The 23,836-nt window shown below is 66.0% G+C and carries 20 protein-coding genes and 2 pseudogenes; 10 read left to right on the top strand and 12 right to left on the bottom strand.

The genetic code is table 11. The features are described from left to right. Position 1: 1 nt before the first annotated feature. Positions 2 to 1,189: an ROK family transcriptional regulator gene (locus DDF62_RS22290; RefSeq protein WP_165832338.1), complete on the bottom strand. Its 1,188-nt coding sequence runs from the start codon at positions 1,187 to 1,189 to the stop codon at positions 2 to 4. A 129-nt stretch (positions 1,190 to 1,318) separates the two neighbouring features. Between DDF62_RS22290 and DDF62_RS22295 the strand changes: the two genes are divergently transcribed. From DDF62_RS22295 to DDF62_RS26805, 6 genes and pseudogenes are all read left to right on the top strand, one after another. After that, positions 1,319 to 4,069, top strand: coding sequence for a TonB-dependent receptor (locus tag DDF62_RS22295; protein WP_116491143.1), 2,751 nt, complete (start codon positions 1,319 to 1,321; stop codon positions 4,067 to 4,069). Positions 4,070 to 4,135: 66 nt separating this feature from the next. After that, positions 4,136 to 5,266, top strand: coding sequence for a hypothetical protein (locus DDF62_RS22300; RefSeq protein ID WP_116491144.1), 1,131 nt, complete (start codon positions 4,136 to 4,138; stop codon positions 5,264 to 5,266). Between the two features lie 235 nt (positions 5,267 to 5,501). Further along, positions 5,502 to 6,320: a MipA/OmpV family protein gene (locus DDF62_RS22305; protein ID WP_133244969.1), complete on the top strand. Its 819-nt coding sequence runs from the start codon at positions 5,502 to 5,504 to the stop codon at positions 6,318 to 6,320. Positions 6,321 to 6,373: 53 nt separating this feature from the next. Next, a pseudogene (locus DDF62_RS26795) lies at positions 6,374 to 6,601 on the top strand (response regulator); the annotation flags it as partial. Continuing rightward, a pseudogene (locus DDF62_RS26800) lies at positions 6,581 to 6,677 on the top strand (DNA-binding response regulator); the annotation flags it as partial. The pseudogenes DDF62_RS26795 and DDF62_RS26800, both read left to right, overlap by 21 nt. 26 nt (positions 6,678 to 6,703) lie before the next feature. Further along, positions 6,704 to 7,021: a winged helix-turn-helix domain-containing protein gene (locus DDF62_RS26805; RefSeq protein WP_425267070.1), complete on the top strand. Its 318-nt coding sequence runs from the start codon at positions 6,704 to 6,706 to the stop codon at positions 7,019 to 7,021. A 6-nt stretch (positions 7,022 to 7,027) separates the two neighbouring features. On the opposite strand, the gene DDF62_RS22315 is transcribed toward DDF62_RS26805, so the two are convergent. The 7 genes from DDF62_RS22315 to DDF62_RS22345 form a co-directional block, all read right to left on the bottom strand. Next, the gene (locus DDF62_RS22315) at positions 7,028 to 8,071 is read right to left on the bottom strand and encodes a sensor histidine kinase (RefSeq protein WP_116491147.1); all 1,044 of its coding nucleotides are present in this window, start codon (positions 8,069 to 8,071) and stop codon (positions 7,028 to 7,030) included. Next, positions 8,071 to 8,853 carry an ABC transporter ATP-binding protein gene (locus tag DDF62_RS22320; protein WP_116491148.1) on the bottom strand — a complete coding sequence of 261 codons (783 nt, stop codon included), beginning with the start codon at positions 8,851 to 8,853 and terminating at the stop codon, positions 8,071 to 8,073. The genes DDF62_RS22315 and DDF62_RS22320 overlap by 1 nt, the downstream gene beginning before the upstream one ends. After that, positions 8,850 to 9,662 (bottom strand): MlaE family ABC transporter permease, encoded by an 813-nt coding sequence (locus tag DDF62_RS22325; RefSeq protein WP_116491149.1) that lies wholly within the window; start codon positions 9,660 to 9,662, stop codon positions 8,850 to 8,852. The genes DDF62_RS22320 and DDF62_RS22325 overlap by 4 nt, the downstream gene beginning before the upstream one ends. Continuing rightward, positions 9,663 to 10,169, bottom strand: coding sequence for an outer membrane lipid asymmetry maintenance protein MlaD (mlaD, locus tag DDF62_RS22330; protein WP_116491221.1), 507 nt, complete (start codon positions 10,167 to 10,169; stop codon positions 9,663 to 9,665). A gap of 5 nt (positions 10,170 to 10,174) precedes the next feature. Then, positions 10,175 to 10,801 carry an MlaC/ttg2D family ABC transporter substrate-binding protein gene (locus DDF62_RS22335; protein ID WP_116491150.1) on the bottom strand — a complete coding sequence of 209 codons (627 nt, stop codon included), beginning with the start codon at positions 10,799 to 10,801 and terminating at the stop codon, positions 10,175 to 10,177. Continuing rightward, positions 10,798 to 11,586 carry an MlaA family lipoprotein gene (locus DDF62_RS22340; protein WP_244286917.1) on the bottom strand — a complete coding sequence of 263 codons (789 nt, stop codon included), beginning with the start codon at positions 11,584 to 11,586 and terminating at the stop codon, positions 10,798 to 10,800. Before DDF62_RS22340 ends, DDF62_RS22335 begins: the two co-directional genes overlap by 4 nt. Positions 11,587 to 12,010: 424 nt before the next feature. Continuing rightward, on the bottom strand, positions 12,011 to 12,901 hold the full coding sequence (locus tag DDF62_RS22345; protein ID WP_208866915.1) for a LysR substrate-binding domain-containing protein: 891 nt from the start codon (positions 12,899 to 12,901) through the stop codon (positions 12,011 to 12,013). Positions 12,902 to 12,972: 71 nt separating this feature from the next. On the opposite strand from DDF62_RS22345, the gene DDF62_RS22350 reads away from it, so the two are divergent. Beyond that, on the top strand, positions 12,973 to 14,025 hold the full coding sequence (locus DDF62_RS22350; protein ID WP_116491152.1) for a YeiH family protein: 1,053 nt from the start codon (positions 12,973 to 12,975) through the stop codon (positions 14,023 to 14,025). A gap of 589 nt (positions 14,026 to 14,614) precedes the next feature. Here the strand turns inward: DDF62_RS22350 and DDF62_RS22355 are convergent. The 4 genes from DDF62_RS22355 to DDF62_RS22370 all read right to left on the bottom strand — a co-directional run bounded on the left by DDF62_RS22355 (position 14,615) and on the right by DDF62_RS22370 (position 18,674). Beyond that, complete coding sequence (locus tag DDF62_RS22355; RefSeq protein WP_116491153.1) at positions 14,615 to 16,561, bottom strand: S9 family peptidase; 1,947 nt, start codon at positions 16,559 to 16,561, stop codon at positions 14,615 to 14,617. 97 nt (positions 16,562 to 16,658) lie between these two features. Further along, complete coding sequence (locus tag DDF62_RS22360; RefSeq protein WP_133244970.1) at positions 16,659 to 17,852, bottom strand: aromatic amino acid transaminase; 1,194 nt, start codon at positions 17,850 to 17,852, stop codon at positions 16,659 to 16,661. Beyond that, positions 17,845 to 18,090, bottom strand: a complete 246-nt coding sequence (locus tag DDF62_RS22365; RefSeq protein WP_116491155.1) for a DUF6356 family protein — start codon at positions 18,088 to 18,090, stop codon at positions 17,845 to 17,847. Before DDF62_RS22365 ends, DDF62_RS22360 begins: the two co-directional genes overlap by 8 nt. Positions 18,091 to 18,209: 119 nt before the next feature. Further along, the gene (locus DDF62_RS22370; protein ID WP_116491156.1) at positions 18,210 to 18,674 is read right to left on the bottom strand and encodes an Lrp/AsnC family transcriptional regulator; all 465 of its coding nucleotides are present in this window, start codon (positions 18,672 to 18,674) and stop codon (positions 18,210 to 18,212) included. Positions 18,675 to 19,091: 417 nt separating this feature from the next. Here DDF62_RS22370 and DDF62_RS22375 point away from each other — a divergent pair, with 417 nt between their 5' ends. From DDF62_RS22375 to DDF62_RS22385, 3 genes are all read left to right on the top strand, one after another. Beyond that, positions 19,092 to 19,766 carry a response regulator transcription factor gene (locus tag DDF62_RS22375; protein WP_116491157.1) on the top strand — a complete coding sequence of 225 codons (675 nt, stop codon included), beginning with the start codon at positions 19,092 to 19,094 and terminating at the stop codon, positions 19,764 to 19,766. After that, positions 19,763 to 21,130 (top strand): sensor histidine kinase, encoded by a 1,368-nt coding sequence (locus DDF62_RS22380; RefSeq protein ID WP_116491158.1) that lies wholly within the window; start codon positions 19,763 to 19,765, stop codon positions 21,128 to 21,130. The genes DDF62_RS22375 and DDF62_RS22380 overlap by 4 nt, the downstream gene beginning before the upstream one ends. Positions 21,131 to 21,477: 347 nt before the next feature. Next, positions 21,478 to 23,823, top strand: coding sequence for a TonB-dependent siderophore receptor (locus DDF62_RS22385; protein WP_165832339.1), 2,346 nt, complete (start codon positions 21,478 to 21,480; stop codon positions 23,821 to 23,823). Positions 23,824 to 23,836 lie beyond the last annotated feature (13 nt).

Consider the following 23,836-nt stretch of genomic DNA (forward strand, 5'->3'; position numbering starts at 1 on the left):
CCTAAAGGAAATAGCCGGCCCGCAGCGGCAGGGTCGCCGCGCCGATGGCCGTCGACTCCGACGGAGCCTCCGCAACGACGACCCTGGGCGCGGGCAATGGCGCGTCCCGCCGCACCGGCAAGGTCGCTTCGGGCCAGCGGATCGTCGCGGCGATCCGCTGCGCCAGGGCCGGCGGCGCCCGGCCGCCGATGACGATCATCTCGCAGTCGGCGACATAGCGGAAAGCCGCCGCAATGGCGTTGAAGGACGGTGTGAAAGCCTCGATCCAGGCTTGGACGCCCGGCCAGTCGTCGTCATAGCGTGTGACGAGGTCGGTAATGCCGGTGGTTTCAACTCCATGCAGGCGCAAGGTCTCGCGCAGAGTGTCCAGTTTGGGATGGGGCAGCCCCAGCGCCTCCATCAGGCCGCCGATCTCTCCGGCGTTGCCCTGCCAGCCACGCGCCAGTTCGCCGTCGATCACCAGGCCCGAACCCATGCCACCGGCGAAATTCAAGTACCCGAAACTGCCGACCCGACGCCCGACACCGAGCAGGCTCTCGCCGACCGCCGCCGCTTTGGCGATGTTCTCGACCATGACCGGCAGGCCGAGCCGATCTTCCAGCAAGGCCTGGAGATCGATCAGCGCCCAGTCGTCCAGTTCGTGGGCCGGATTGACCTTGGCGCCGTGGCCGATGAAGAAGCCGGCGATCGCAACCCCGACCCCGAGAACAGCGTCCCGGCGCAGGCGGGCGGCCTCCAGGCTCTGGTCGAGGAAGTTGTCCAGACTATCCAGGATCGCGGCGCGCGGCATACCGACGATCGTCAGGTCGCGGACGTGCAGCACGCGCCCCGTGAAATCCAGGATCACCGCTTCGGCGTAGTCGGTCATGATCGACAGGCCGACGGACACCATCGCTCGGGGATTGAGGCTGACGGTCGCGCTGGGCTGCCCGCGTCCTTGCGATACCGTCGCGCCGATGGTGATCAGGCCCCGCGCGGCCAGGTCCTCCGTGCCGCGAAACACGGCCACCCCGGTCAGACCCGTGGTCTTGATCAGCTCCGAGCGGGAAATGTCGCCCGCATTGCGGATCGCCGTCAGCAACTGGCGCTCTCGCGCCGTGACGGTCTCGGTGCGGACCGCCTTATAGCGCTGGACGGCGGGCGCGGGATCGGCGCGGTTGGACGGCATGACGCAGGCTTCCAGGAACACTTGGAGCCTCTGATGTCCGCTGTTGGCCATACAGAGACAAGCCCCAATTTCATGATGTCAAAGTAATATCATACATAATGATATATATAAATCCTCGAAGCCGGATCACCGGCCGTTTGGGGAAATTCGATGTCTTGTTCCACCGTCCGCCACCTGTTGCTCGCGACCAGTGCGATGCTCGCCGCGATGGTCGCCACGCCCGTCCTGGCGCGTCAGGCAGCCGCGGAGCCTGCGACCAGCGGCGATGCGCTGGAAGCGATCGTCGTCACGGGCTTTCGCGCGTCGGAACGCGCCGCGATCACGGCCAAGCGCAAGTCGGAGGTCGTAATCGACTCGATCAGCCAGGACGACATCGGCCGCCTGCCCGACCTGAACGTCGTGGAATCGGCGCGCCGCATCGTCGGCCTCTCCACCGTCGGCGGCCTGGACGCCACCAAGAACCGTGACATCTACCAGCGCGTGACGATCCGGGGTCTGGACCCGCGCTACAACCTGATCACCGTCGACGGCGCGCCGCTGGCCAGCAGCGAGTTCACCGTGCGCGGCGCGCGGCTCGAACAGCTGCCCTCGTCGCTGGTTTCGCGCATCGAGGCGATCAAGACGGTGACCGCCGCCTACGACCCGCACGCGCTCGGCGGCCAGCTCAACCTGGTTTCGCGCAGCGCCTTCGGCCAGCGCTCGAACCGCTTCCTGGCGATGAACGCCTCGGTGGGCTCGAACTCGACCGCCGGCGACTTCGTGGCCAAGCGCAAGCCTTCGTTCCGCATCGACGCGACCGGATCGACCGTCTTCGGGGCCGATGACCAGTTTGGCCTGGTCGTCTCGGCCGAGTACCAGAACCTTTCGTCCTCGGCCTATAGCGAGCTGCCCGGCGACACCGCCGGCACGGGCTATACCTACTACACCGCATCCGGCGCCCAGACGCCGTTCCGGAGCCTGTCGGCGACCGGGGCCATCGTGCCGATCCGCATGCAGGACTTCCGGTTCGACAACAAACGCACCCGCGCCAGCATCAACGGCAAGCTGGAGTACCGCATCAGCGACCGCGCCACGGTCTCGGCCTTCGCCGGCCTCTACAACGACAAGGACCGCGAACTGCGGGCCGAGATGCTCACGATCCCCGGCGGCGCGCTCAGCAGGCTGACGGCGACCTCGGGCAGCTTCGAGACGGGTGAACTGCAGCAGGGCATCGTGCTGCAGCCTCAGGAGCGCAAGACCAGGCTCTTCACGCTGAAAGGCGACTTCGACCTCACCTCGGATCTTGTGCTGCACCTGGTCGGATCGTCGTCCAACGCCACCTACAGAGAGCATCGCATCTTCCAGAAGTGGGCGGCCAACGTCCTGCCCGGGCGAGTGACGACCACCCGGATACCGAGCTTCGGCTACAGCTATGTCATGGCCGATGGCCGGCCGCGGGGCGTGCACAACAACGCCACCTTGGGGGCGGACCCGAACGCCTACCAACTGCTCTATGTGCGCGACGTGCGAAGGGATTCCGACACCGATGTCCTGTTCGGCAAGGCCGAGCTGGCCTATCGCGCCACACCGGACGACCGTGGCTTCGGCGCGCGGGCGGGGATCAACCTCACCCGCACCGACCTGAGCTTCGACCAGCGCTATTCGGAACTGACCTCGGCCAACGCCGCCGCCCAGGCCCAGATCGGCGGGCTGGCCAACTTCATCTATCCGGGACGCTACGCCAGTCGCGAGATGCCGCAAGTTCCCTATCTGGTGGTCAATCCCGATCGCGTCTCGGCCTATGTCGCCGCCAACCCGTCGCTGTTCCTGGCGACCGACCAGCGCGCCAACAACTTCGCCGACGACTTCAGCGATCTGGAAGAGACCACCGGCGTCTACCTGCAGGGCCAGTACCGCACGGACCGATTGTTCATCCTGGCGGGCCTGCGCCGCGACACCACCGACCTGACCGTCGACACCTACCAGGTTCCGACCACCGCGGGATCGACGACCTACACGCCGCTGCGGCGAGAGAGCGACTACGGCTTCACCCTGCCGTCGATCCTGGCCACCTTCACCCTGACCGACGCGATGCGCCTGACCGGCGCGGTCAGCAAGACCATCGGCCGTCCCGACTACAGCCAGTACGCCGCGCGCACGACCTACGGCATCGGCACGGACGGCGTCCTGACGATCAACACCGGCAATCCCGACCTGAAGCCGCGCGAGGCGGTCAACTACGACCTTTCCTACGAGTGGTACCTGCCGGGCGGCGGCCTGTTTTCGGTCGCCGGCTTCCGCAAGACGCTGAAGAACGAGATCTTCACCGCCAGCCAAGCCGGCCCGGCGACGACCTATCTGGGCGTCAACTACGCCAATGTGGTGCAACGGACCGCGCTCAACGCCGCGGGCGGTCAGGTCAAGGGGCTGGAGATCGGCTACGCGCAGGATCATTTCGACTTCCTGCCCGACGCCCTGCGTGGTCTGGGCGTCAACGCCAACGCCACTTGGCTGGACGGATCCTTCAAGCTGCCCACCAGCGCGGCCAGCATCGCCAATGGCGGCCCCGCCATGCGCGAGACCAGCGGCCTGATCCAGCAGCCGGACTATATCGTCAACCTGACGGCCTTCTATGGTCGCGGGCCGTTCGAGGCCCGGGTGTCGTACAACCGCATCGGCCGCGCCCTGCAGTCGGCCGATCAGGACACCCCCGAGCGTGACCTCTACCAGGAGCCGCGCCAGCAGCTGGACCTGCAGCTCCGCTACCAAGTCTCCGACAGCCTGGACGCCATCGTCCAGGTGCAGAATGTGACCAAGGCGCCGTTCGTGGTGCGCCAGGGACCGAACAGGTCGCTGGTCAACAACTACTTCCCGGTCGGTGCGACCGTCTGGGTCGGCCTGTCCTGGAAGCCCCGCTTCTAGCCAGCTCCAGCGTCGCCGCCCCCGGGCGGCGGCGCGTATTGCTCACACTTCGATCTGGAAATCGTCATGGCCGGAAAGACCCTATCCGCCGCGCGCGCGTTCGCCTGCGCCCTCGCACTCTCATCGACCGCCCTCTGCCCCGCCGCCAGGGCGGCGGGCGACGACGCGCGCGTCGTTCTGAAGTTCGTGAAGGCCACGGCCTCATCTGGCCCCGCCGCGATCTTCGATCCGGCCAGCTGCCCCGCCTGCGTCAGCGTCCAAGACCCCGGATACGCCCGCGACAACGCCCGAGAGACCCTCGTCGACCTGAAGGTTCCCCGGCGGCGCACCCTGGACCTGACGTTCAAGGCGCCCACCGGGAAGGTCCGCCGCGTCGTGGTCCAAACCGGCGACGTCGCCTTCACCCAGAAGGGCGAGCGCCTGATCGTGCATCTGCCGCCCCTCGTCGGCGACACCGTCGATGCCGGCGACGTCCATACCTTCGTCGTCGAGCCCGGCATGGTGCTGCGCTTCGAGCACGACGACCGCGCACGTCGGGCCGGCGAATATGCCAACGCCTCCGCCGACTTCCTGGAACGTCGCGCGGCCGACAACCTGACCTTCGCCCAGCGTGAGGTCGTTCGCCGCCTGGGCCTGGGCGCCAAGGTCAAGCGCGAAGGCCTGGGCGTGATCATGATCATGGGCTTCGACACCAACTATCCGCACGGTCACACTGACGCGCCTGCCCACATCCACATGCACATGCGCTGGCCGGACGCGGCGGGCACCCAGATCGGCCACTACTACCTGGACCGGACCGGCCTGCTGACCCACAACGCGGTTGGCTTCCAGGGCCTGAAGGCGCCGGGCGCGAGATTCGGGAGAGGCGAGACCTTCACCACCATCGACCGACTTGGGCGCGGGGTCTACAGCCTGCGGATCACGTCGGAAGGCTGGCTGAGCATTGCCGCCGTCGAGGGTCCATCCTGCCTTATCCGCCCCGTAGCGGCCGGTTTCCAGTCTGGCGCGGTGGTGGCTTGCGACGACGCCGAGCCTGTCGAGATTCAGGTGAGGGATGACTTGGAGCACGGCCGCCTGGTCGTGAGGACCGGCCTGATCGAAGAGGTTTTCTCCTACGATCCTGACACAGGTGCGCTTCTGTCCGCCCAAGAAGCGCCGCCGACCAGCGCTGCTGGCTATCCGCCGCAGGAGCGATGAACCGGAACGGTCAGGTGTCTTGCCGGCTTCCAGATCAAGATGCTCCGACGTCGCCCGGAAAAACCCGCGGCGTTCTACGACCCGCTTTGGCGAGGGACCTGCGACCAGCCTGTAGAGGTCATGTGAGGATAGACCTCGGCTGGTCGCCCTACTCTGATACGAGGCTTGGCTGATGCGGGTTCTGAAAGGTTCGCGACAGCTTGGCCCCTCATAGCCCGAGCGCCGCGACGATGCGGTGCTGTCGGACTTGCTTGAAATGAAATCCCTCCCCCTCATCGCCTGCTTCGCAAGCCTGATCGCCGGTGGCGGCATCGCCCATGCCCAGGACAAGGACCAAGATGGCCTGCACTTGGCGCTCGGTGCGGTCGGTGTCTACCGGCCCGAGTACAAGGGGGCCAAGGACTACGAAGTCGTGCCTTTGCCCTTCGTCGGATTTCGCTACGGGCGGGGGGACTTCTATGTCAGCCTCGAGGGACGTGCGCTTCGGGCCAACGTGCTGCCGGGCGGATGGTTTGAGGCGGGGCCGGTCCTGGCGTTCGAGCGCGGGCGCAACGACGACATCAAGAACTTGACTGTGCGTCGGCTGGGCGAGATCGACAGCGCCATCAATGCGGGTGTCTTCGTGCGCAAGCGCTTTGAACTGGCCGGTGGCGAGCTTAAAATCGGTGGCGAGGTTCTCACCGACACCGGCAAGGTGCACGAGGGCGTGATGGCCGAATTCGGACTCGACTATAATCGTCCGCTCAACGATCGCTGGACCGCGGGGGCGAGCCTTTCGGGTACCTGGGCCGATCGAAAGTACATGCAGACCTACTACGGCGTCTCGAGGTCTGGCGCGCTGGCCAGCGGCCTTTCTCCCTACCTTGCCGACAAGGGCATCGAGAATGTCGCCGTCGGTGCGAGCCTGGGCTATCGCATAAACGATCGCTGGAACGTTATGGCGCATACCAGCTACCGTCGCCTCGTTGACAGCGCCGCCGACAGCCCCATAGTCGCCCGCGAAGGCTCGGCCGATCAGGGCCAATTCGCCCTGGCTCTCTTCTATCGTTTCTGACCTGCATGCGCGCCCTGCTGATCGAGGACAATGTTCGGCTCGGCCAGGCGACCATGCGGTCGCTGGTGAAAGCCGGCTTCGCCATCGACCTCTTCGAAACCGTCGAAGATGGCTGGCACGCTTGGCGCAGCGCGCCCTACGAGGCGGTGGTGCTCGACATCCTCCTTGGGCAGGGCAGCGGCCTTGATCTCCTGGCCAGGGCCAGGAGCGCAGGCTTGCGCACTCCGGTGTTGATGCTGACGGCCCTGGGTTCGGTCGACCAACGTGTCCAGGGTCTTGAGCAGGGCGCAGACGACTATCTGGTCAAACCCTTCGCGATCGAGGAACTGGTCGCACGTTTGCGGGCCTTGGGACGCCGGCCCGCCCTCACGGCCGCCGGCATCATGCGCTATGGCGAGCTTAGCTATGACAAGAGCGCCAATGAAATCAGCGTCGGGGACGCCCGCGTGGCCCTGTCGAGGGGAGAGAGCATCGTGCTGGAGCGGTGCCTGCGTCATCCCGAGCGGGTGGTCACCAAGACCCAGCTTGGCGAGAGCCTGCACAGCCTCGATCAGGACTACACCGACAACTCCATCCAGATGCATGTCCATCGGGTGCGTCGCAAGATGGCTGACCTCCGCGCAGACGTCACCATTCGAGCCCTCCGCGGTTTGGGCTACATGCTCGTGCGGCTGAGAGGCGACGTGGCGCTGCACGACTGACGAGCCTCAGATCCTTTGGCGAAAGTCGAGCTCGAAGCAAGCGCCACGCGGGAAGGGTACGAGACGCACGCTGCCGCCGTGTCGCTCCATGATCTGGCGCACGATCGACAAGCCAAGACCCGCGCCTGCGCCTTGCGGGTCTCCCCGGCAGAAGCGCTCGAACAATCGGGCCCTGGCCTCGGGCGGAACGCCGGGCCCATCGTCTGAGACGCATACCAGGCCATCGGCGTCGATGGTCACCAGGATCTCAACGCCGATCGGCGTGTGGCGCACGGCGTTCTCCAGGAGATTGCGAAGCGCGGTTTCGACAAGATCGGGTTGGCCCTCGATGATCAGGTGCTCGACCACGCTGTCGAAGCCCACAATTCGACCGCCGGAGAGCACGAAGCCCGCCATGTCCATGGTTACATCGCGCGCCAAGGCCACAAGATCGAACGAGCGCGTCTGGGCCATAACACCGCTTTCGGCCTCGCCCAGCGCCAGGAGCTGAGCCACAAGGCGACCGAGTCGCTCGAACTCCTCACTGGCGGCGCGACGCTCGTCCGGTTCCAGCAGGCTCTCGACTTGGGCGCGCAGAATGGCCAAGGGCGTTCGTAGTTCGTGCGCGGCGTTGGCGGAAAAATCGCGCTGCGCACGCCAGCCGGCCTCAAGGCGATCAATCGTGGCGTTGAACGCCTCAACCAATGGGGCGACCTCACGCGGTGCGCTTGCCACGGGCAAACGGGCGTGGATGGTCGCCGGGCCGATGTCCGCGGCCAGAAGCGAAAGTCGACGCAGAGGGCGAAGACCAACGTGGAGGGTGGTGTAGATGGCGACCATCATCAAGGCGATGAAGATCAGGATCATCGGCAGGCGCTCGCTGGCTTCCATCACCATACGCATGGGGTTCAGGCGGGCGAAAACGGGAAGCGCGACGGTCTCTTCATTTCGCCCGAGAAGTTCGGCGATGACAAAACCCAAGGCCACGACCAAGGCGACCGAGGGAAACAGCATCCAGAGCAAGGATCGGCCCCAGCGTCGTGGGGGCAGGCCAAGCAAGGCGCGCAGCATCAAACGATCTCCCGGGCATGAAGGTCGACAGGGCAAAGACGGGCAGCGTCCACGAAGCGGCGAACCCCTGGATCGTCGGCCTTGCCAAGATCCTGGGCCGATCCACGCCAGCGGACCCGTCCCTCGTGGAGCATAGCGATCTCGTCGCCGATCGTCTGGGCCGAGGCCAGGTCGTGGGTGATCGACACGGCGGTCGAGCCCAGTCGACGCACTAGGTCGGAGATCAGCTCGTTGATCGCCGCCGCCGTGATGGGATCAAGGCCCGTGGTCGGCTCGTCGAAGAACAGGATCTCCGGCTGGGCGACGACGGCGCGGGCGAGGCCCGCGCGCTTCTGCATGCCGCCCGACAGCTCGGACGGGAAGCGGTCGGCGACGGCCGGGGCCAGGCGCACCAGTTCCAGGGCCTCGATGGCGCGCTCCTTGGCCTCCTTGCGAGGCACACGGTCGGCGTTGATCAGGCGGAAGGCGACATTCTCCCAGACGGTCAGGCTGTCGAACAGGGCCGCGCCCTGGAACAGCACGCCGATGCGTGAGAACAGATTGCGGCGCGCGCCTTCCCACAGGCCGACGACGTTGTTGCCGTCCAGCTCGATCTTGCCGGCTTCGGGACGCATCAGGCCCAGGGCGGTCTTGATGGTCACCGACTTGCCCTGGCCCGAGCCGCCGATGATCACCAGCGACTTGCCCGGCGCGACCGACAGGTCCAGGCCGTCCAGGACCGTGTGGCCCTCGAAGCGCTTGGTGACGCCTTTCCAGGCGAGTTTCGGGATCGCTTCGGTCATGGGGCGATTTGGGTGAAGAGGGTTGTCAGGAGGTAGTCCGAGGCGAAGATCAGGATGGCCGAGGAGACCACCGCGTGGGTCGTCGCCCGGCCGACGCCGCGCGCGCCCCCCTTGGCGTTGTAGCCGTGATAGCAGCCCATCAGCGCCACGATGAAGCCGAACACCGCCGCCTTGATCAGGCCCGACAGGATGTCCCAGCCCTGCAGAAAATCGATGGTGTTGCGGATGTAGACGGCCGAGCTAAAGTCCAGCACGCGGGTGGCGACCAGCCAGCCGCCGGCGACGCCGATGGTGTCGGCCACGGCGGTCAGCAGCGGCAGCATCAGCACCCCGGCCATCAGGCGCGGGCCGACCAGGTAGCGGAAGGGATCGGTCGACAGGGTGCGCATGGCGTCGATCTGCTCGGTCGCGCGCATGGCCCCGATTTCGGCGGCGATGGCGGCCGAGGCCCGGCCGGCCAGCATCAGGGCGGCCAGCACGGGACCAAGTTCCCGCGTGATCCCCAGCGCGACGATCTGCGGCATCACCTGCTCGGCGTTGAAGCGCCCGCCGCCGGTGAAGATATTCAAAGCAAGGGCCGCGCCGGTGAAGATGGCCGTCAGGCCCACCACCGGCAGCGAGAAGAAGCCGATCGCCACGATCTGGCGCCACAGCTGGCCCAGGAACCACGGCGGGCTCAGGGCGGCGGCGGTTCCACGCACGGCGAAGACGCCGACGCCGCCGACCATGCGGACGGCCGCCAGGGTCGAGCGCCCCAGCATCTGGATCGGAGTAGCGGCGACCTTCCGAGCCGCCCCAGCCGCAGTCATCTAGTAACGCTCGGCTCGCCGCGCAGCCGCGGCAGGGGGCGCGGGAGCCGCAGCAGCGTCGCCGCCGTCTTGCGGACGGATTACCGAGCCGATCAGGCCAAACAGGTCGACCGCGCCTTGCGTGTTCTCGATCTGGCCGCCGGCCTTTATGTCCTCAAGCGAGGCGCCGGGGGCGATCGAGACGTGCGCGCCGCCCAGGATGCCGTCGCTGGTGATCTTGGCCGTGGAGTCGGCTGGCAGCTTGACCGTCGGGTCGATGGAGAGCTTGGCGACGGCCAGATAGGTGTTGGGATCCAGCGTGATCTGCGAAACCGTTCCGACCTTGACGCCGGCGACGCTGACCGCCGCGCCCGGGGCCAGGGAGCCGGCCTCGCCGAACTTGGCGCTGATCTCGTAGTCGCCGCCCTTCATGTGGACGCCGCCCACGCTCAGCGAGTAGGTCAGAAAGCCCGCCGCCAGGACGAGTACGATGACGCCCACGGCCGTTTCCGCCGTGGCTTGGCCCATCGGCTTCATCGGCGTGGCGGCGCATCGCTGCGCAGGCGGTCGATCAACACCTCGATATCGCCGCCGGCGTTGTCGATCGCCGAGACAAAATCTTGTTGCTGGGTGATGGCCAGCCAGACGCCGCGAAACTGAACATCGACTACGCGCCAGCCTCCGGGCGATTGGATGATGCGCCAGGATACTGGCACTGGTCGATCTAGCTGGCCGCCGCTGATCTCGGTGGCGACGACGACGTCGCCAGGCTTGCGCGCGACCGAGCCGACCACCGACACACGCTCGCCGCCATAGTCGCTCAGGCGGTCCCTGTAGACCCGCTCAACATAGGAGCGGAAGGCCAGAGCGAAACGCCGCTTTTGATCGGGCGTAATCGTGCGAGCGTATTTGCCCAGGACGAAATAGGTGACACGCGGTACGTCGGCCAAATCATCGATCGCCTTGTGGAACGCAGCGTTCTTTTGAGCTGCGGTGGCGGTCTTGTCGCTCAGGACGCCGAGCAGACGGTTGGCGCTCGTGCGCACGAAGGCTTCGGCGCTCGCGTCGCGGGCGGCCGCCAGTACGGGTTGGGGATAGGCGCTCGGCAGCAGGAGGAGCCAGGGCAGGATGCGTCGCGATATGGTCGATGGCGCGCTCAAGGTTCGATCCTCGCCGCATCAAAGTCGGGCAGAACCTGCACGCCGCCCTTGGCTTGACGCACGACGTCGGCGCGGTTTTGCAGATAGGCCGAGCGCATCATCGCGTAAGGGTCGGCTGCATCGTCGAGCGCGCGAATGAAGCCGTCCGCGTTGGCGCGGGCATCTACGCTCGTGACGCCGCCGCGGATCATTCCAAAGTTGGAGGCGCCGGCGGTGGCCATGGCGACCGGGTCGGCCATGGTGTCGACGAGACGTCCTGCGCCGTCGCGCAGGGTGGTGGGGCCCAACAGCGGCAGGACGACATAGCGGCCGGACTCGGCGCCATAGCGGCCCAGGGTCTGGCCGAAGTCGGATCGGTGGCCCTCAAGGCCCAATTTGGCCCCTACGTCGAACAACCCCAAACCTCCGACCGTGGAGTTGATCAGGAAGCGCGAGGTGGTCACGCCGGCCGCGCGGGGGCGCCCCTGGGCCAAATCATTGATCGCAGTGCCTGGCTCACCCAGATTGGTGACGACAGAGGAGACCCGGTTGCGCACGCCCTTGGACGTGATCTTCATGTAGCCTCGTCCGATTGGACCGAACACATATCGATCAAGGCCGCGATTGAGCTTGAAGGTCCGGCGATTGAAGCCTTCCCACGGATCGGCCGGCGTGGCCGAGGCTTCCTGAGCTTGGTCGTTGTCGGCGGGCGGCGGGACAGCGAGCTGGCTAACGACCGTTGGTTCCTGGGCGAGCGGTTCGGCCAGGGTTTGTGCGAACCCCGTGCTCGAGGCGCAGACGGTCAAAAACGCCGCGCTTAGCCAACAAACTTGGCGATTGGCGGCAGAGAAAGAGCAAGGCGTCATAGCTAGGCGACTCCATGGCGGTGTCCCCCTTTGCGAAGCCAGCCTTTCGCGAAGCTTTCAGTCCGATACGATTTGCATTTGCCTTAGCGAGAGGCGCCTCGTCTTGCGGTCGGCGATCGGCGCGTTGCGAGCCATCATCTCAGCCTGGCTCGTCTCGAAGCGATCAGATCGTCTTCGGCTAGACTTGGGTCCAGCGCCCCAGCTTCCGGAGCCAACCTGAGAAATGACGGCGACGAGATCCGCGCCGCAAGAATGATCGAGATGGCGGGCCGACTGCGTGCGCCGAAGGCAGAGATTGTAGTCAATGTCGGGTCGCGATTGGCGCTCTCGACCTCTGAACGAAGGCGCCTCGCCACCGCGGCCATCAGAGCGGAATAGACACGGAGCGCGCGAAAGCCTCTCCAGCCCGACTCCGGTAACGGTCGGCATGGCGAAGAAGCCGGAATGGACGCTCGCGCAGCACGAACGGCGCGACGACCAGTCGACCTGCGGCGAGGGCCGCGCGCGCGACGCTTTCGGAAAGCGCGGTGGCGCCTCCGCCGGCCTCGGCGGCGCCCAGAACCGCCTCGTTTGACGGCAGGCTCATGGCGACCTGAAGGTCGCCTGGTTCGACGCCGGCCTCACCGAGCGCCTCCTCCAAGGTCGACCGGGTTCCAGACCCAGGCTCGCGAAGCACCCACGGAGACGAGACAAGGTCGCTGGCGCTAAGCCGTCGGCGGCCGGCCCAGGGATGGTCGGGGGCGACCATGACGGCGAGCCGGTCCGTGCCAACCCGGGCTTGGAGCAGGGCCGCCTCCTCGACCGCGCCTTCTACAAGACCGATCTCGGCGACGCCGTCGAGAACCGCCTGGGCGGCCACCTGGGTGTTGCCGATCTGAACCTGAAGATCGACATTGGGATGGTCTCGGTGGAACCGCACCAGCCTCGGCGGAAGCCAATAGCCGGCGATGGTCTGGCTGGCGAACACGCTTACGCGTCCTCGCCGCAGGGCGCCCATGTCGGCCAGGACGGCTTCGGCGGCGGCGGCCCTGGACAGCACCGCACGCGCTTCGGGCAGGAAGACTCGCCCCATCTCGTTGAGCTCTACGCTTCGCCCCACCCGATCGAACAGGCGGATGCCGTGTTCGGCTTCCAGGGCAGCTACTGCGTTCGAAACAGCCGACTGGGTCAGGTTGAGGTCCCGAGCCGCGGCCGTGACATGCTGCCGCTCGGCCACGGCGACGAAGATGCGCAGGCGTTCGAGCGTCACGATCATTCTCCAAATCGGATCATATTAAGACATATAATCCGTTGGACGAATGGCCAGCGTCAACGCATCAGGCCGCCATGAACCGCCTGATCCTGCGCCCGTCTTCAGACCATTTCTGGATGCCCCCCAAGGCCGCCCGGGAAATCCGACCCGGGCTGCTGCTGTCGCTGTTCGTCGCCTTGGCGGCCGTAGGCCTGGCCAGCCTGCAACGCGATCTTACTGGCGGCGTCTGGCTCGAACCCCTTGTCCTGGCGATACTCCTGGGCGCAGGCGTTCGTACAGCCTGGACGCCCGACGCGCGGTTCATGACGGGGGTCAGCTTCTCGGCCAAGATGCTGCTGGAAATCGCGGTCGTGCTGCTGGGCGCCTCAGTAAGCGCCTCGACCCTGTCTTCGCTCGGCCCGCCAATGATCGCGGGCGTCTTTGCCCTGGTCGCCATGGCGATCGCGGTCGGCTTTGGTCTGGCGCGCCTCATGGGGCTCAATCCCCGAATGGCGCTGCTGGTGGCTTGCGGCAACGCCATCTGCGGCAACTCCGCCATCGCCGCCGTGGCGCCGGTCATCGACGCCGATGGCGACGAGGTGGCGACCTCGATCTCTTTCACCGCCGTGCTCGGCGTTGTTGTCGTTCTGGCCCTGCCGCTTCTTGGCGTCCTTCTGGCGATGAACCCAACGCGATATGGAATTTTCGCGGGCCTGACGGTCTACGCCGTGCCACAGGTCCTGGCTGCGGCGGCTCCCTTCGGCGCCAAGGCCATCCAGGCCGGGACGCTCGTCAAGCTCGTGCGCGTGCTGATGCTCGGGCCAGTGATCCTCCTCCTCTCGCTCCTCTTCCCCAGCCAAGCCCGATCGGCCACCGCCCCGGGGCTTGGCAAGCTGCTGCCCTGGTTCATCGTCGGCTTCCTGCTGATGATCGCCGCAAGGAGCTTGAACCTGATCCCGGGCCCGGCCCTGCCGGTGTTCGGTGCTGTTTCGAGCGCGCTTACAGTCGTCTCGATGGCGGCCCTTGGCCTACAGACCGATCTCAAGGCCGTAAGCCGCGCCGGCGGCCGGGCCGCCGGCGCGGTGGTCCTGTCGCTCGCCGCGCTGATGCTCCTCAGCCTGACGCTCATCCGATTGCTTGACCTATAGTGCAAGCTCGAACCAGGAGGGCCCAGCCGTCTTGGCCGGTCGAGGCTTCAGCCAGCCCTCCACCGGCCGGCCCAGTCGCTGGAGAGCTGGCCATGATCCAGAGAGCCTGCCCCAAAGTCTTTCTGACGAAAGGCCGATGCAGAGAGGTTCGGCGTTATCCACGCTCTGGCCGGCAAGCAGCTGGTCAAGGGGGCCATCCAAGACAGTGGATCACCAGGGGTCGCCGCGGCTCGCGAGTTGCGGGAAGAAAGCGGGCTCATGCTGGCTTCGCCGCTCATGCCGATCGGCGTGAAGGTCATCGGCGCCGACCCAGCGCCGTGGCGTTTCTTTGCGGTGTGCCTTCGGCTCTGCCGGACAGGTGAACGCATCCGACCAAGGACGACCTTGGCCATGCCTTCAGCGTGTTCTGGCGTTCGCTGGACGAGCCCCCGGATCGGGACTGGCGCGCAATCTTCCACGAGGCTGTCCCATTCTTCGCCTCTCGGGTGGTCAAGTACAACGGGGCCGCTTCGGGTGGCCGCCCGCCGATCTATGAGGGATCGGCGGGCTGATCGGGATGCGCCGCCTGCCGGCGGCGCCTGAAGTGCAATCAGTTCAGTGCGTCCTCGACGAGGACCGCGGTGTTGCCATCGACCTCGCCGGCCCCCACCGGCTCCCTGCGGCCGCCCAGGTACTTCTCGAGAAAGGCTTCGGTCAGGGCGTTGAACTGGATATTGTTCGCTGGACGCTGGAAGCCGTGTCCCTCGTCGGGGAAAAGCACATAGGTCACCGGCACGCCGTTGGCCTTCATCGCCGCGACCATCTGGTCGCTCTCGGCTTGCTTCACCCGCGGATCATTGGCGCCTTGACCGATCAGAAGCGGCCTGCGGATCTTGCCAGCCTTGTGGACGGGCGAGCGGGCCTTCATGAGCATGCGCCCTTCCTCGGTGTCGGCGTTGCCGATCATCCTGAAGAGTTGGGACTTGGCCGACTCCCAATAGGGTGGAATGGAAGCCGCCAGGGTTTCGAGGTTGGACGGCCCCACAATGTCCACGCCGCAGGCGAACCGTTCAGGATGGGCGCTCATCGCCCAGAGGGTCGCATAGCCGCCGTAGCTGGCCCCCATGACGCAGATGCGGTTGGGATCAGCCACGCCGCGGGCGATCGCCCATTCGACGGCGTCGATCAGATCCTCGTCCATCTTTCGCCCCCACTCGCCGTCCCCGGCCTGGAGGAAGGCCTTTCCAAAGCCGGTCGAGGCCCGATAGTTGACGCTCAGCACCGCATAGCCACGGTTGGCCAGCCATTGGTGTTGCGGATCGTAGCCCCAGCTGTCCCGGGCGTGCGGGCCGCCATGGACGAGCAGCACCAGCGGCAAGGGTTCAGTACTTGAAAGCGAAGCGGTCGGGGCGTCAGCGTGCACGGGCAAGGTCAGGTAGCTGACCATGTTCAGCCCGTCCCGGCTCGGGATCGTCGTGGACTGCATCCGCGCGAGCGGCGCACCGGCCAGTGCGGGCCGAACGTCATAGAGTTTGGCCAGCGTCTTCGTCGCGCGGACATAGCTGTAGTAGGTCGTCGGACTCACATCGGTCGAGGCGCCGATGATCCAGACGCTGTCATCGTCTGTTCGGCTGGCGACGCCCCACTGGCCTAGCCCACGCCTGTCGAGGAATTCGACATCCCCGACAATGCGCTCGTCGAGGACGTGGATCTCCCGCCGCTCGTAGGTGGCTGTCCAGGCCAGGGGCTCATGGGTGACGATGTCGGTCCACACCCCGGTGATGTCGGCGGTCGGATGCCCCGCGATCAGAACGCCCTGGTCGGCGTCCCCTTCGATGTCGTACTGAACCAGCGCGGCGGTGTCGCGCCCGCGGCTGTCGAGCATGTAGAGGGTCCGGCCGTCGGTGCTCAGGGCCTGGGGCCAGGTGTTGGGCGCGTCGCCTTCCGCGATCTTGCGCCATACCTTCCAGCTTTCCGCCTCTGGAACAAGAATATCGATGCTGCCGTCAGGCTGCGGCGCCAGGGCCAGGCGTACGCCGTAATCCTCGTCGACCACGAAGCCGAAGAAGCCGGGGTTCTCGCGCACGAGGGTCAGCTCGCCTGAGCCGAGGTCGAGGCGATAGAGATCGGAGAAACGTGGATCACGATTGTTGATGCTCACCAGGACGCTGTCGCGCAGACGGCGGCTTTGGGCGGTGATGCTCGCCCGGGCGTCCTCGAACGGGGTGAGGTCGCGAACGGGCCCGCCCGCGACGGGCGCGGCGTAGAGGTGCTCATTCTCATCGCCGTCCTTGTCCTGCAGGTAGAGCAGGTGCACGCCGTCATAGGCCCACGAAAAGCTGTAGACCCCGCGATGGCGATCGTTGGTGAGGGGGCGGGCGCTGGCCAGGGCCTTTGCGCTGTCTGCGTCCCAGTCGGTCACCCAAATGTTCATCACCCCTTGGTGTGGGGCGGCGAAGGCCAGCCAACGGCCGCATGGGCTGATCTGGCAACCGCCGCGTTCGGGGTTGCCGAAGAGAACCGCGCGCGGGATGAGGTCGGTGGTCTGGAGAGGCATCGTTTGGCCTTTTGAGAGATCGCTGAGCCGCCAAGCGGCCAGCGCCGCTGCGCGGGATGAACGCCCGCCGCTCCCGACGGGGCGGCAGGACTAGGAGTCAGGCCGGAACGACCAGAGTGTCGATATCGGCCAGCGCGGCGGCGAACCGCTCGAAATTCGAACCGTTCAGGCCCGCGACATTGATGCGCCCGGAGTCGTCGAGATAGACGGCGTGAAGCTCCCGCAGCCGCCGCACCTCCTCGCTGGATATCGGCAGCATCGCGAACATCCCACGTTGGGCAGGCAGCGAGCGCAGGTCCAGCCGTTGCAGCGACAGGCCGGCCAACCGCGCGCGAACAGCATTGACGCGATCGCGCATGGCGCGAAGTTCGGCGATCCATTGGGCCGAGAGGTCATGCGAGGCGAGGATGATCCGCACAACCGCCGCCCCATGGTCGGGCGGATTGGACCATAGAAGACGGGCTTGACCGGCGGCCGTGCGGGCGGTGTTGAAAGCGATCGTTGGCGAGGCGCTCAACAGCATGAGCATTCCCAAGCGGTCGCGATAAAGGCCGAAGGACTTGGATCCTGAGACGGCGACGAGGGCGTACTCGCACAGGGCAAGCGCGGCGCGTACGCCGGCCACGTCCTGGGCCACGCCTTCGCCGAGGCCCGGATAGGCCAGGTCCACGAGCGGTATGATCCCCCTGCGCATGCAGGTGTCCGCCATGCCGCGCCAAGCGTCGAGCGGCAGATCCACGCCCGTCGGATTGTGGCAACAGCCGTGCAGTAGAAGGATGTCGCCAGGCAAGGCCTGCGCGAGCGCCTCGTGCAGGGCCGCCGTGTTGATCCGTCCCTCCGCGTCCAGATGCTGGAACGTCTTGGCGACAAGGCCAGCGGCGGCGATCAGTGGCAGGTGCGCCGGCCAGGTGGGCGCGCCGACCCAGACCCGGGCGCCAGGATTGGCCTGGGCGACGAGTTGCAACGCAAGGCGCAGGGCGCCGGTCCCACCTGGGGTTTGAACTCGCGCAAGACGCGCGCCCGCCTCGCGTTCGAGGCCAGGGAACACCGCCTCCTGGAAGCGAAGCGCGAATTCAAAGTCCCCCGCGGGTCCGACATAGCCCTTGGAGATCTGTTCGTCGATGAGCAGCCGCTCGGCGCTCTTGACGGCCGCCATGATCGGGATCGCGCCGTTTTCGTCGCGATAGGTGCCTACACCCAGGTCGATCTTGTCGACGCGCGGATCGGCCTGCATCAGTTGGCCAAGCGCCATGAGCGAGTCCGTCTTGGCGGGCGGGAGACGATCAAACACTGGCGCCTCCCTGCTCGATCGACGGCGCGTTCTTGGCGCGGTGCGTCACCATGCGGCGATGCAGATCCGTCACCACCCCGCTGCCCGTCTTGACGCAAAGCCCCGGAACGACGGCATGAACAAAACAGCCGAGAGCGCCCAGCAGCATGGCGGCGCCGAACGAGGCGGCGACGCCCATGTGCTCGAGGTAAGATTCATTCACCGCGGCGGGGTGGTCGATGAACAGGCGCTTGATCATGGGCTCCTCCAGGATTTGGCGCGGAGCGTAGGGCGCTACGGTGAGAGCGATATTCTTGTTTTCACTTCCCAAGGCAGATTTTGGAGAATGACATTCTCTCCATAGGCGGAATAAGCGTATTAGATGCTGTGAATTGGCAGAGCAGTCATGAACTTGATCTGCTCCATGGCGAAGCTCGACGAAACGTCGCACAGCGGCGCGGTCGCGATCAGGCGCTTATAGAAGCGGTCGTAGGCGGCGATGTCGCGCACCAGGACCTTGAGCAGATAGTCGATCTCGCCGCTCATCCGGTAGAACTCGACGACCTCCGGAAGGGCGCTCGCTTTGCGAAAAGCCTCCAACCATTGACCTTCATGCTGGTTGGTCTTCACCGAGACGAAGACGACGAGGGCTAGGTCGAGGCGCTCGCGATCCAGCAGGTCGACCCTCGCGGTGATCACGCCCTCATCTTGCAGGCGCTTGACGCGCTTCCAGCAGGGCGTTTGTGAAAGGCCGATGCGGTCGGCGAGGTCGGCGACGGTGAGGGTGGCGTCCACCTGGAGGATGGTCAGGATACGGCGATCCGTGGCGTCGAGAGAGGTCATGGCGAATCTGGGCTCGAGGATGGCGGCGCAGCCCGGCGCGCCGACAGAATACCGCCGACGCAAACCTGATCTGACTGCGTGCGATGGACGCGGGAGGGCGCATCCTCGACTGGCGAGTAGTGTCCGCCTGCGCCGCCAAGGTCAAGAAGAAGGGCGTGGGGGCCGGCGACGACCGTACGGATCTCGCAGGCGACACGTTCCCAACCTGGGCCTTTGATGATCAACTGTTAGGCATGATGAAGCCCCTGCGCCGCGAACCGGGCCTGGACTTGCAAGCTGCGGAGCCGTCGTTCAGATGCGCCAGGCGAGGCAGGGTCCAGCCCGCGCCAAGCGCTGGACGAGCGGCTGGTCCGGCCGCCAAGAAGAGCAATTCGGCCGTGGGGACGTCCCCATCGCGTCCGCGGGAGAGTCAAGGCCATGAGGGTCCTGCTGGTTGAAGACGAACCGGAGATGGTCTCCGCGCTCGGCGACGCCTTGCATCGGCACCGCATTCTTTTCGATCACGCGGCCAATCTCTATGAGGCCGAGGCGATGGCGACCTCCTCCACCTTCGACGCCATTGTCCTTGATCGTCAGCTTCCGGACGGCGACGGACTGAGCCTGGTTTCGAAACTCCGCGCGAAGAAAAACTCCGTGCCTGTGATCGTCCTCACGGCCCGCGGCGATATCGCCGACCGCGTCGAGGGGCTGAACATCGGGTCGGACGACTACCTCACCAAGCCGTTCGCCTTCGAGGAATTGCTCGCAAGATTGCGCGCTCTCGCCCGGCGGGGCGCCGACGTCCAGAGCGACCTCGTCACCGCCGGGCGGCTGACGTTCGACCTGGTTCAGCGCGACGCACAGGTGGACGGCGTCTCGCTGGACCTGACACGACGCGAGATCCTGGTGCTAGAAGCCCTGCTGCGAAGCTTCGGCCGCATGGTCCCGCGCACCTCGCTGATGGAGGCGGTGTTCTCCATGGACGACGAGGTCCAGCCCAACGCCCTGGATCTGCAGGTGTCACGCCTTCGCCGGAAGCTGTCGACGGCCGGAAGCGGTCTGGCGGTCAATGTCGTGCGCGGCGTTGGCTATCTCCTGCGGGAGGACACATGAGCGTTTTGCGCCCCCGGTCGCTGCGAGGCTGGCTGATCAGCCGACTGGCGGTGGCGCAGTTTGTGATCTTGCTGCTTTTCTTCGTGGGCAACGCCGCGGCGGGCGCGTGGCTGTGGTTCTCCGGATCCATTGTCGACGTCGCCTATGAGCGCAGTTCGGCCGACGCGGTGGCCAGATCGGTGAAGCGCTCTCCCTCTGGTCAGCTCTATCTTTCGCCGACCCGCGAACTGAAGCGGCTCTCTTCGGACGTACCCGGATTCTGGTTCATCGTTCGCGACCGGGACGGAAGCCGCCTGTCCCAAGGTTCGCCGCCATCCGAGCTCGCCGCGTCCCTGCCCTTGCTCGACATCATCAACTCCGCGCGCCTGGCGCCATTCAGCACCCGGCCGGCCCCGGCGCTGGCCGTGGTGCAGTGGATCGACACCGAGGCTGGCCCCATCCAGTTGGTGACCAGCGGCCGCGGCCGCGCGACGGTTTTGCAGGTCGCCAGCGTGATGGGATGGCCCGCCCTGGTCACCGCATCGCTGATCGGCGCGGCCATCGCCCTGATGCTGGCTATCATTACGCCCTTGACCGTGCGCCGCGCGCTGCGCGGACTGGACAGAGCGGCCGACGAGGCCAAGCAGATCGACGTCGATCGCAGCGGGACGCGCCTGGGTGAGGAAGGCGTTCCTGTGGAAATCCTCCCGTTCGTGCGGACGATCAATGACACGCTCGATCGGCTGGACAAGGGCTATGAAAGTCAGAAGCGCTTCCTGGCCGATGCGGCTCACGAGCTGAGGACGCCGATCGCCATTCTGACCACCCGGCTGTCGGCGCTCCCCCCGGGACCCGAGCGCAACCGGCTGCTCGAGGACGCTGCACGCCTGACCGCCCTGGCCGACCAGTTGCTTGACCTGCAGCGGCTGGAGCAGCGTCCGGTTTCCTATACGGACATCGATCTGGTCGGCTTGGCCGAGCGCGTCGTGCTCGATCTGGCCCCCATGGCTTTCGCCGCCGGCTACCAGGTCGACTTCGAGCCGGAGGTTTCCAGCCTTGTCGTCCGTGGCGACCAACTGGCGATCGAGCGCGCTCTGACCAACCTCATCCAGAACGCGATCAGCTATGGCGGCCGAACCGGATCGATCACGATCCGCGTCCTGTCTTATGGCTGGATCGAGGTGGCCGACCAGGGCCCTGGCATCGCCGGACCCGACCATGCCCGGGTATTCGAGCCTTTTCACCGCCTCACCCAAGATGGTCAGGGCGTGGGCCTGGGCCTGGATCTGGTCCGCCGGATCATGCAGCTCCATGGCGGCGAGGTGACGCTGGCCACGACCAATGATCGAGGCGCGTGCTTTCGCCTGATCTTCCCGCTGCCATAGCCGGCGAAGTTCGCGTCCCTTCGCCGCCTTGGCAGGGGTGAGCATCGACCCTCATGGCGCGATTTGGCGCCCAACTAAACCTGCGGAAGGGATAGGGCCGCTGCACGCCTGGGCAAAATCCGGCGTTGCGGCAGGAAATGCCGCGCCACGGGTTTGACGACAGACTGATGACAGGTCGCGGGGCTCTCGTGCGGATCGGCCGCACACCGAGCATTCCTCGAGCGCGATGGCCGCAACAAACCGGGCCGCCATCTGGCGGAGACACAGATGATCGTCCGCCGGGCGGTCGAGGACATCACACGGCGCGGCAGGAGGGTGCAGCGTCAGTGGGGGAAAAAATGAAGAAAATGTCTCTCTTCAATCAGTCTGGACTGTCCACAGCGGCGGTGAGCGGCGCGTTGCTGTTGCTTGCAACGGCGGCCCATGCTCAGGACCGCAAGTTCGAGATCGCGGCCGGCGATCTTCGCGGCGCGCTCAAAGCCTATGAAGCAGCGACCGGACAGACGGTCGGCGTCGGCGGTGTCGATCTCTCCGGCCGCAAGAGCCGCGGCGCCCGGGGCGCGATGGCTGCCGACCAGGCGCTCGCGCGCATCCTGAGCGGAACCAACCTGCAATCCTGTTCCGTCGCCGGCGGCTTCGTCGTCATCGACAAATCAGCGCAGTGCCCAGGCGCAGGGAGCGACAACAGCGTCGCCACCGTCGCCCCGGTCGTTGTCGCGCCCGTATCGCACTTGGCCGATCGCAATCGGACCGGCACTCGCATCGACGCCGATCCGATGACGCTGCCGATGTCGGTTAGCACCGTCAGTCAAGAACTGATCGCGCGCCAGCAGGCCCTGACGCTGGACGATGCGGTTTCAAACGTCGCTGGCGTGAGCGGCAACGGCAAGGGCGAGTTCTCCATTCGGGGCTTCTCCGCTGGCGCCATGCGCAACGGCACGCTTTCGGCCGACGGTCAGACCAACGACCTGCCGATTGTGGCCATCTCGCGCGTCGAAGTCGTCAAGGGACCCGAAGCGATCATCGCCGGCGTCGCCTCGCGCTATGGCGGCGTGGTCAACGTGATCACCAAGACCCCGATGGTCGCGCGGTCGGCGGAGTTCACCGCGACGGCCGGCAGCCGCGGCTACTACGACATCGGCATGGATGTCGGCGGCGCGCTGGACGAGGACAAGACCATCCTCGCTCGCCTGGTGGCCTCCACCCAGGACAGCGACACCAACAAGGCCGGCTATCGCGGCGCCTCCTCAGACTATGTCTCGCCCTCTTTGACCTGGAAAATCCGCAAGTGGGGCACGGAGATTACGGCTCAGTACGAATATCAGGATCTCCGCAAGCCGCCTCAGCTGTTCGTCTACACCGTCGACAGCAAGCTGGTCGACGACCTGCCGATCCGTCGCCTGGGTCCGGCAAGCGACGGTCAGTCCGTCAAGAACCGCAACGCCAACCTGTCGATCGAGCAGCGCTTCACCGACAACTGGAGCGGCGCTCTGCGCTACACGCACAACGAACAGGATCGAAACACGACGGCGGGGCTGACCGGCGTAGGCACGCCCTATGGCTTCGCCTGGCCCAATCTCGTGTCCTTCGGGTCAAAATCCGATGCTCAGGCGAAAGTCGACGCCCTGAAGCTGGAACTCAAGGGCAAGTTCAGCACCGGTCCCATCGAGCACAGCCTTCTGCTCGCCTATGACAACATCAAGACCGACATCGCCCAAGGCGTGCAATACACGGACGCTCGAACGATCAACCTCGATACCGGCGAGATCACCGACCGGACGGCGACCCTGGGACTGATCTTTGGCGGTCTGCCGACGGCGCGTTTCACCGGCGGCTTGTCGCCGAAGGAAACCGGCTATCTGGCCCTTGACCAGATGACTTGGAACAAGTGGGTCGTTTTGGGCGGCTGGCGCAAGGTCAACTACTCGCCGAACATCCAGAACCGTCCTTCGCTGGGCACCTTCAACGAGTCCCTGCCTACCCTAGGCATCGTCTATCGCGCCAAGCCGGACCTGTCGCTCTATGTGAGCGCTTCCAAGGGCTTCGAACCCAATCTCGGCCTCTACGGCATCGGTGGATCGCCAGTGGCCCCCGAGAACGCCCAGCAGGTCGAGGGAGGCGTCAAGGCGCAGTTCTTCGACCGGCGCGTGGCGGCTACCGCCTCGGTTTTCCATATCGAGCAGAAGAATGTCGCTGTCGCCGATCCGGCCAATCCCGACCCGGTCTGCGCCGGCGGTTCGGTATGCTATATCAGCGCATCGGGCGTGACCTCGGACGGTTTTGAGATCGAACTGTCGGGGGAAGTGACGTCCAACCTGCAGGTTCGGGCCAACTATAGCTACCTCAAAAAGCAAGCGGACTCGCCCGATCAGCTGGGGATCACCTACGCGCCGCACACGGGCAACGTCTGGGCCAGCTACACCTTCGGCCAAAACGGCCTTGGCTGGTGGGTCTCGGGCAACCTGCAACTTCGCAGCAAGCGCAATGATGCGGGGCCCCTCTACGCCGACAACCCGGGCAATGCGCGCCTTGATCTGACCGCCGGCTATGACGCCACGAAGTGGTCGATGATCTTCGGCGTCAAGAACGCGACCAACGCGCGGCTCTATGACACCAGCTCAGGCTACATCGGGATCGCCACGGTCATCCAGCCTCGCGAGGCTTACGCGACCCTTCGCTACAAATTCCAATGACACGGTTTGGTCT

Origin of the sequence: Caulobacter radicis (assembly GCF_003094615.1) — a bacterium.
Classification (GTDB): domain Bacteria; phylum Pseudomonadota; class Alphaproteobacteria; order Caulobacterales; family Caulobacteraceae; genus Caulobacter; species Caulobacter radicis.

Coding starts and splice junctions, on each gene's coding strand:
- DDF62_RS22295 (WP_116491143.1), top strand. CDS start 1,319: ATGTCTTGTTCCACCGTCCGCCACCTGTTGCTCGCGACCAGTGCGATG.
- DDF62_RS22300 (WP_116491144.1), top strand. CDS start 4,136: ATGGCCGGAAAGACCCTATCCGCCGCGCGCGCGTTCGCCTGCGCCCTC.
- DDF62_RS26805 (WP_425267070.1), top strand. CDS start 6,704: ATGCGCTATGGCGAGCTTAGCTATGACAAGAGCGCCAATGAAATCAGC.
- DDF62_RS22315 (WP_116491147.1), bottom strand. CDS start 8,071: ATGCTGCGCGCCTTGCTTGGCCTGCCCCCACGACGCTGGGGCCGATCC.
- DDF62_RS22320 (WP_116491148.1), bottom strand. CDS start 8,853: ATGACCGAAGCGATCCCGAAACTCGCCTGGAAAGGCGTCACCAAGCGC.
- DDF62_RS22325 (WP_116491149.1), bottom strand. CDS start 9,662: ATGACTGCGGCTGGGGCGGCTCGGAAGGTCGCCGCTACTCCGATCCAG.
- mlaD (WP_116491221.1), bottom strand. CDS start 10,169: ATGGGCCAAGCCACGGCGGAAACGGCCGTGGGCGTCATCGTACTCGTC.
- DDF62_RS22345 (WP_208866915.1), bottom strand. CDS start 12,901: ATGATCGTGACGCTCGAACGCCTGCGCATCTTCGTCGCCGTGGCCGAG.
- DDF62_RS22350 (WP_116491152.1), top strand. CDS start 12,973: ATGAACCGCCTGATCCTGCGCCCGTCTTCAGACCATTTCTGGATGCCC.
- DDF62_RS22355 (WP_116491153.1), bottom strand. CDS start 16,561: ATGCCTCTCCAGACCACCGACCTCATCCCGCGCGCGGTTCTCTTCGGC.
- DDF62_RS22365 (WP_116491155.1), bottom strand. CDS start 18,090: ATGATCAAGCGCCTGTTCATCGACCACCCCGCCGCGGTGAATGAATCT.
- DDF62_RS22370 (WP_116491156.1), bottom strand. CDS start 18,674: ATGACCTCTCTCGACGCCACGGATCGCCGTATCCTGACCATCCTCCAG.
- DDF62_RS22375 (WP_116491157.1), top strand. CDS start 19,092: ATGAGGGTCCTGCTGGTTGAAGACGAACCGGAGATGGTCTCCGCGCTC.
- DDF62_RS22380 (WP_116491158.1), top strand. CDS start 19,763: ATGAGCGTTTTGCGCCCCCGGTCGCTGCGAGGCTGGCTGATCAGCCGA.
- DDF62_RS22385 (WP_165832339.1), top strand. CDS start 21,478: ATGTCTCTCTTCAATCAGTCTGGACTGTCCACAGCGGCGGTGAGCGGC.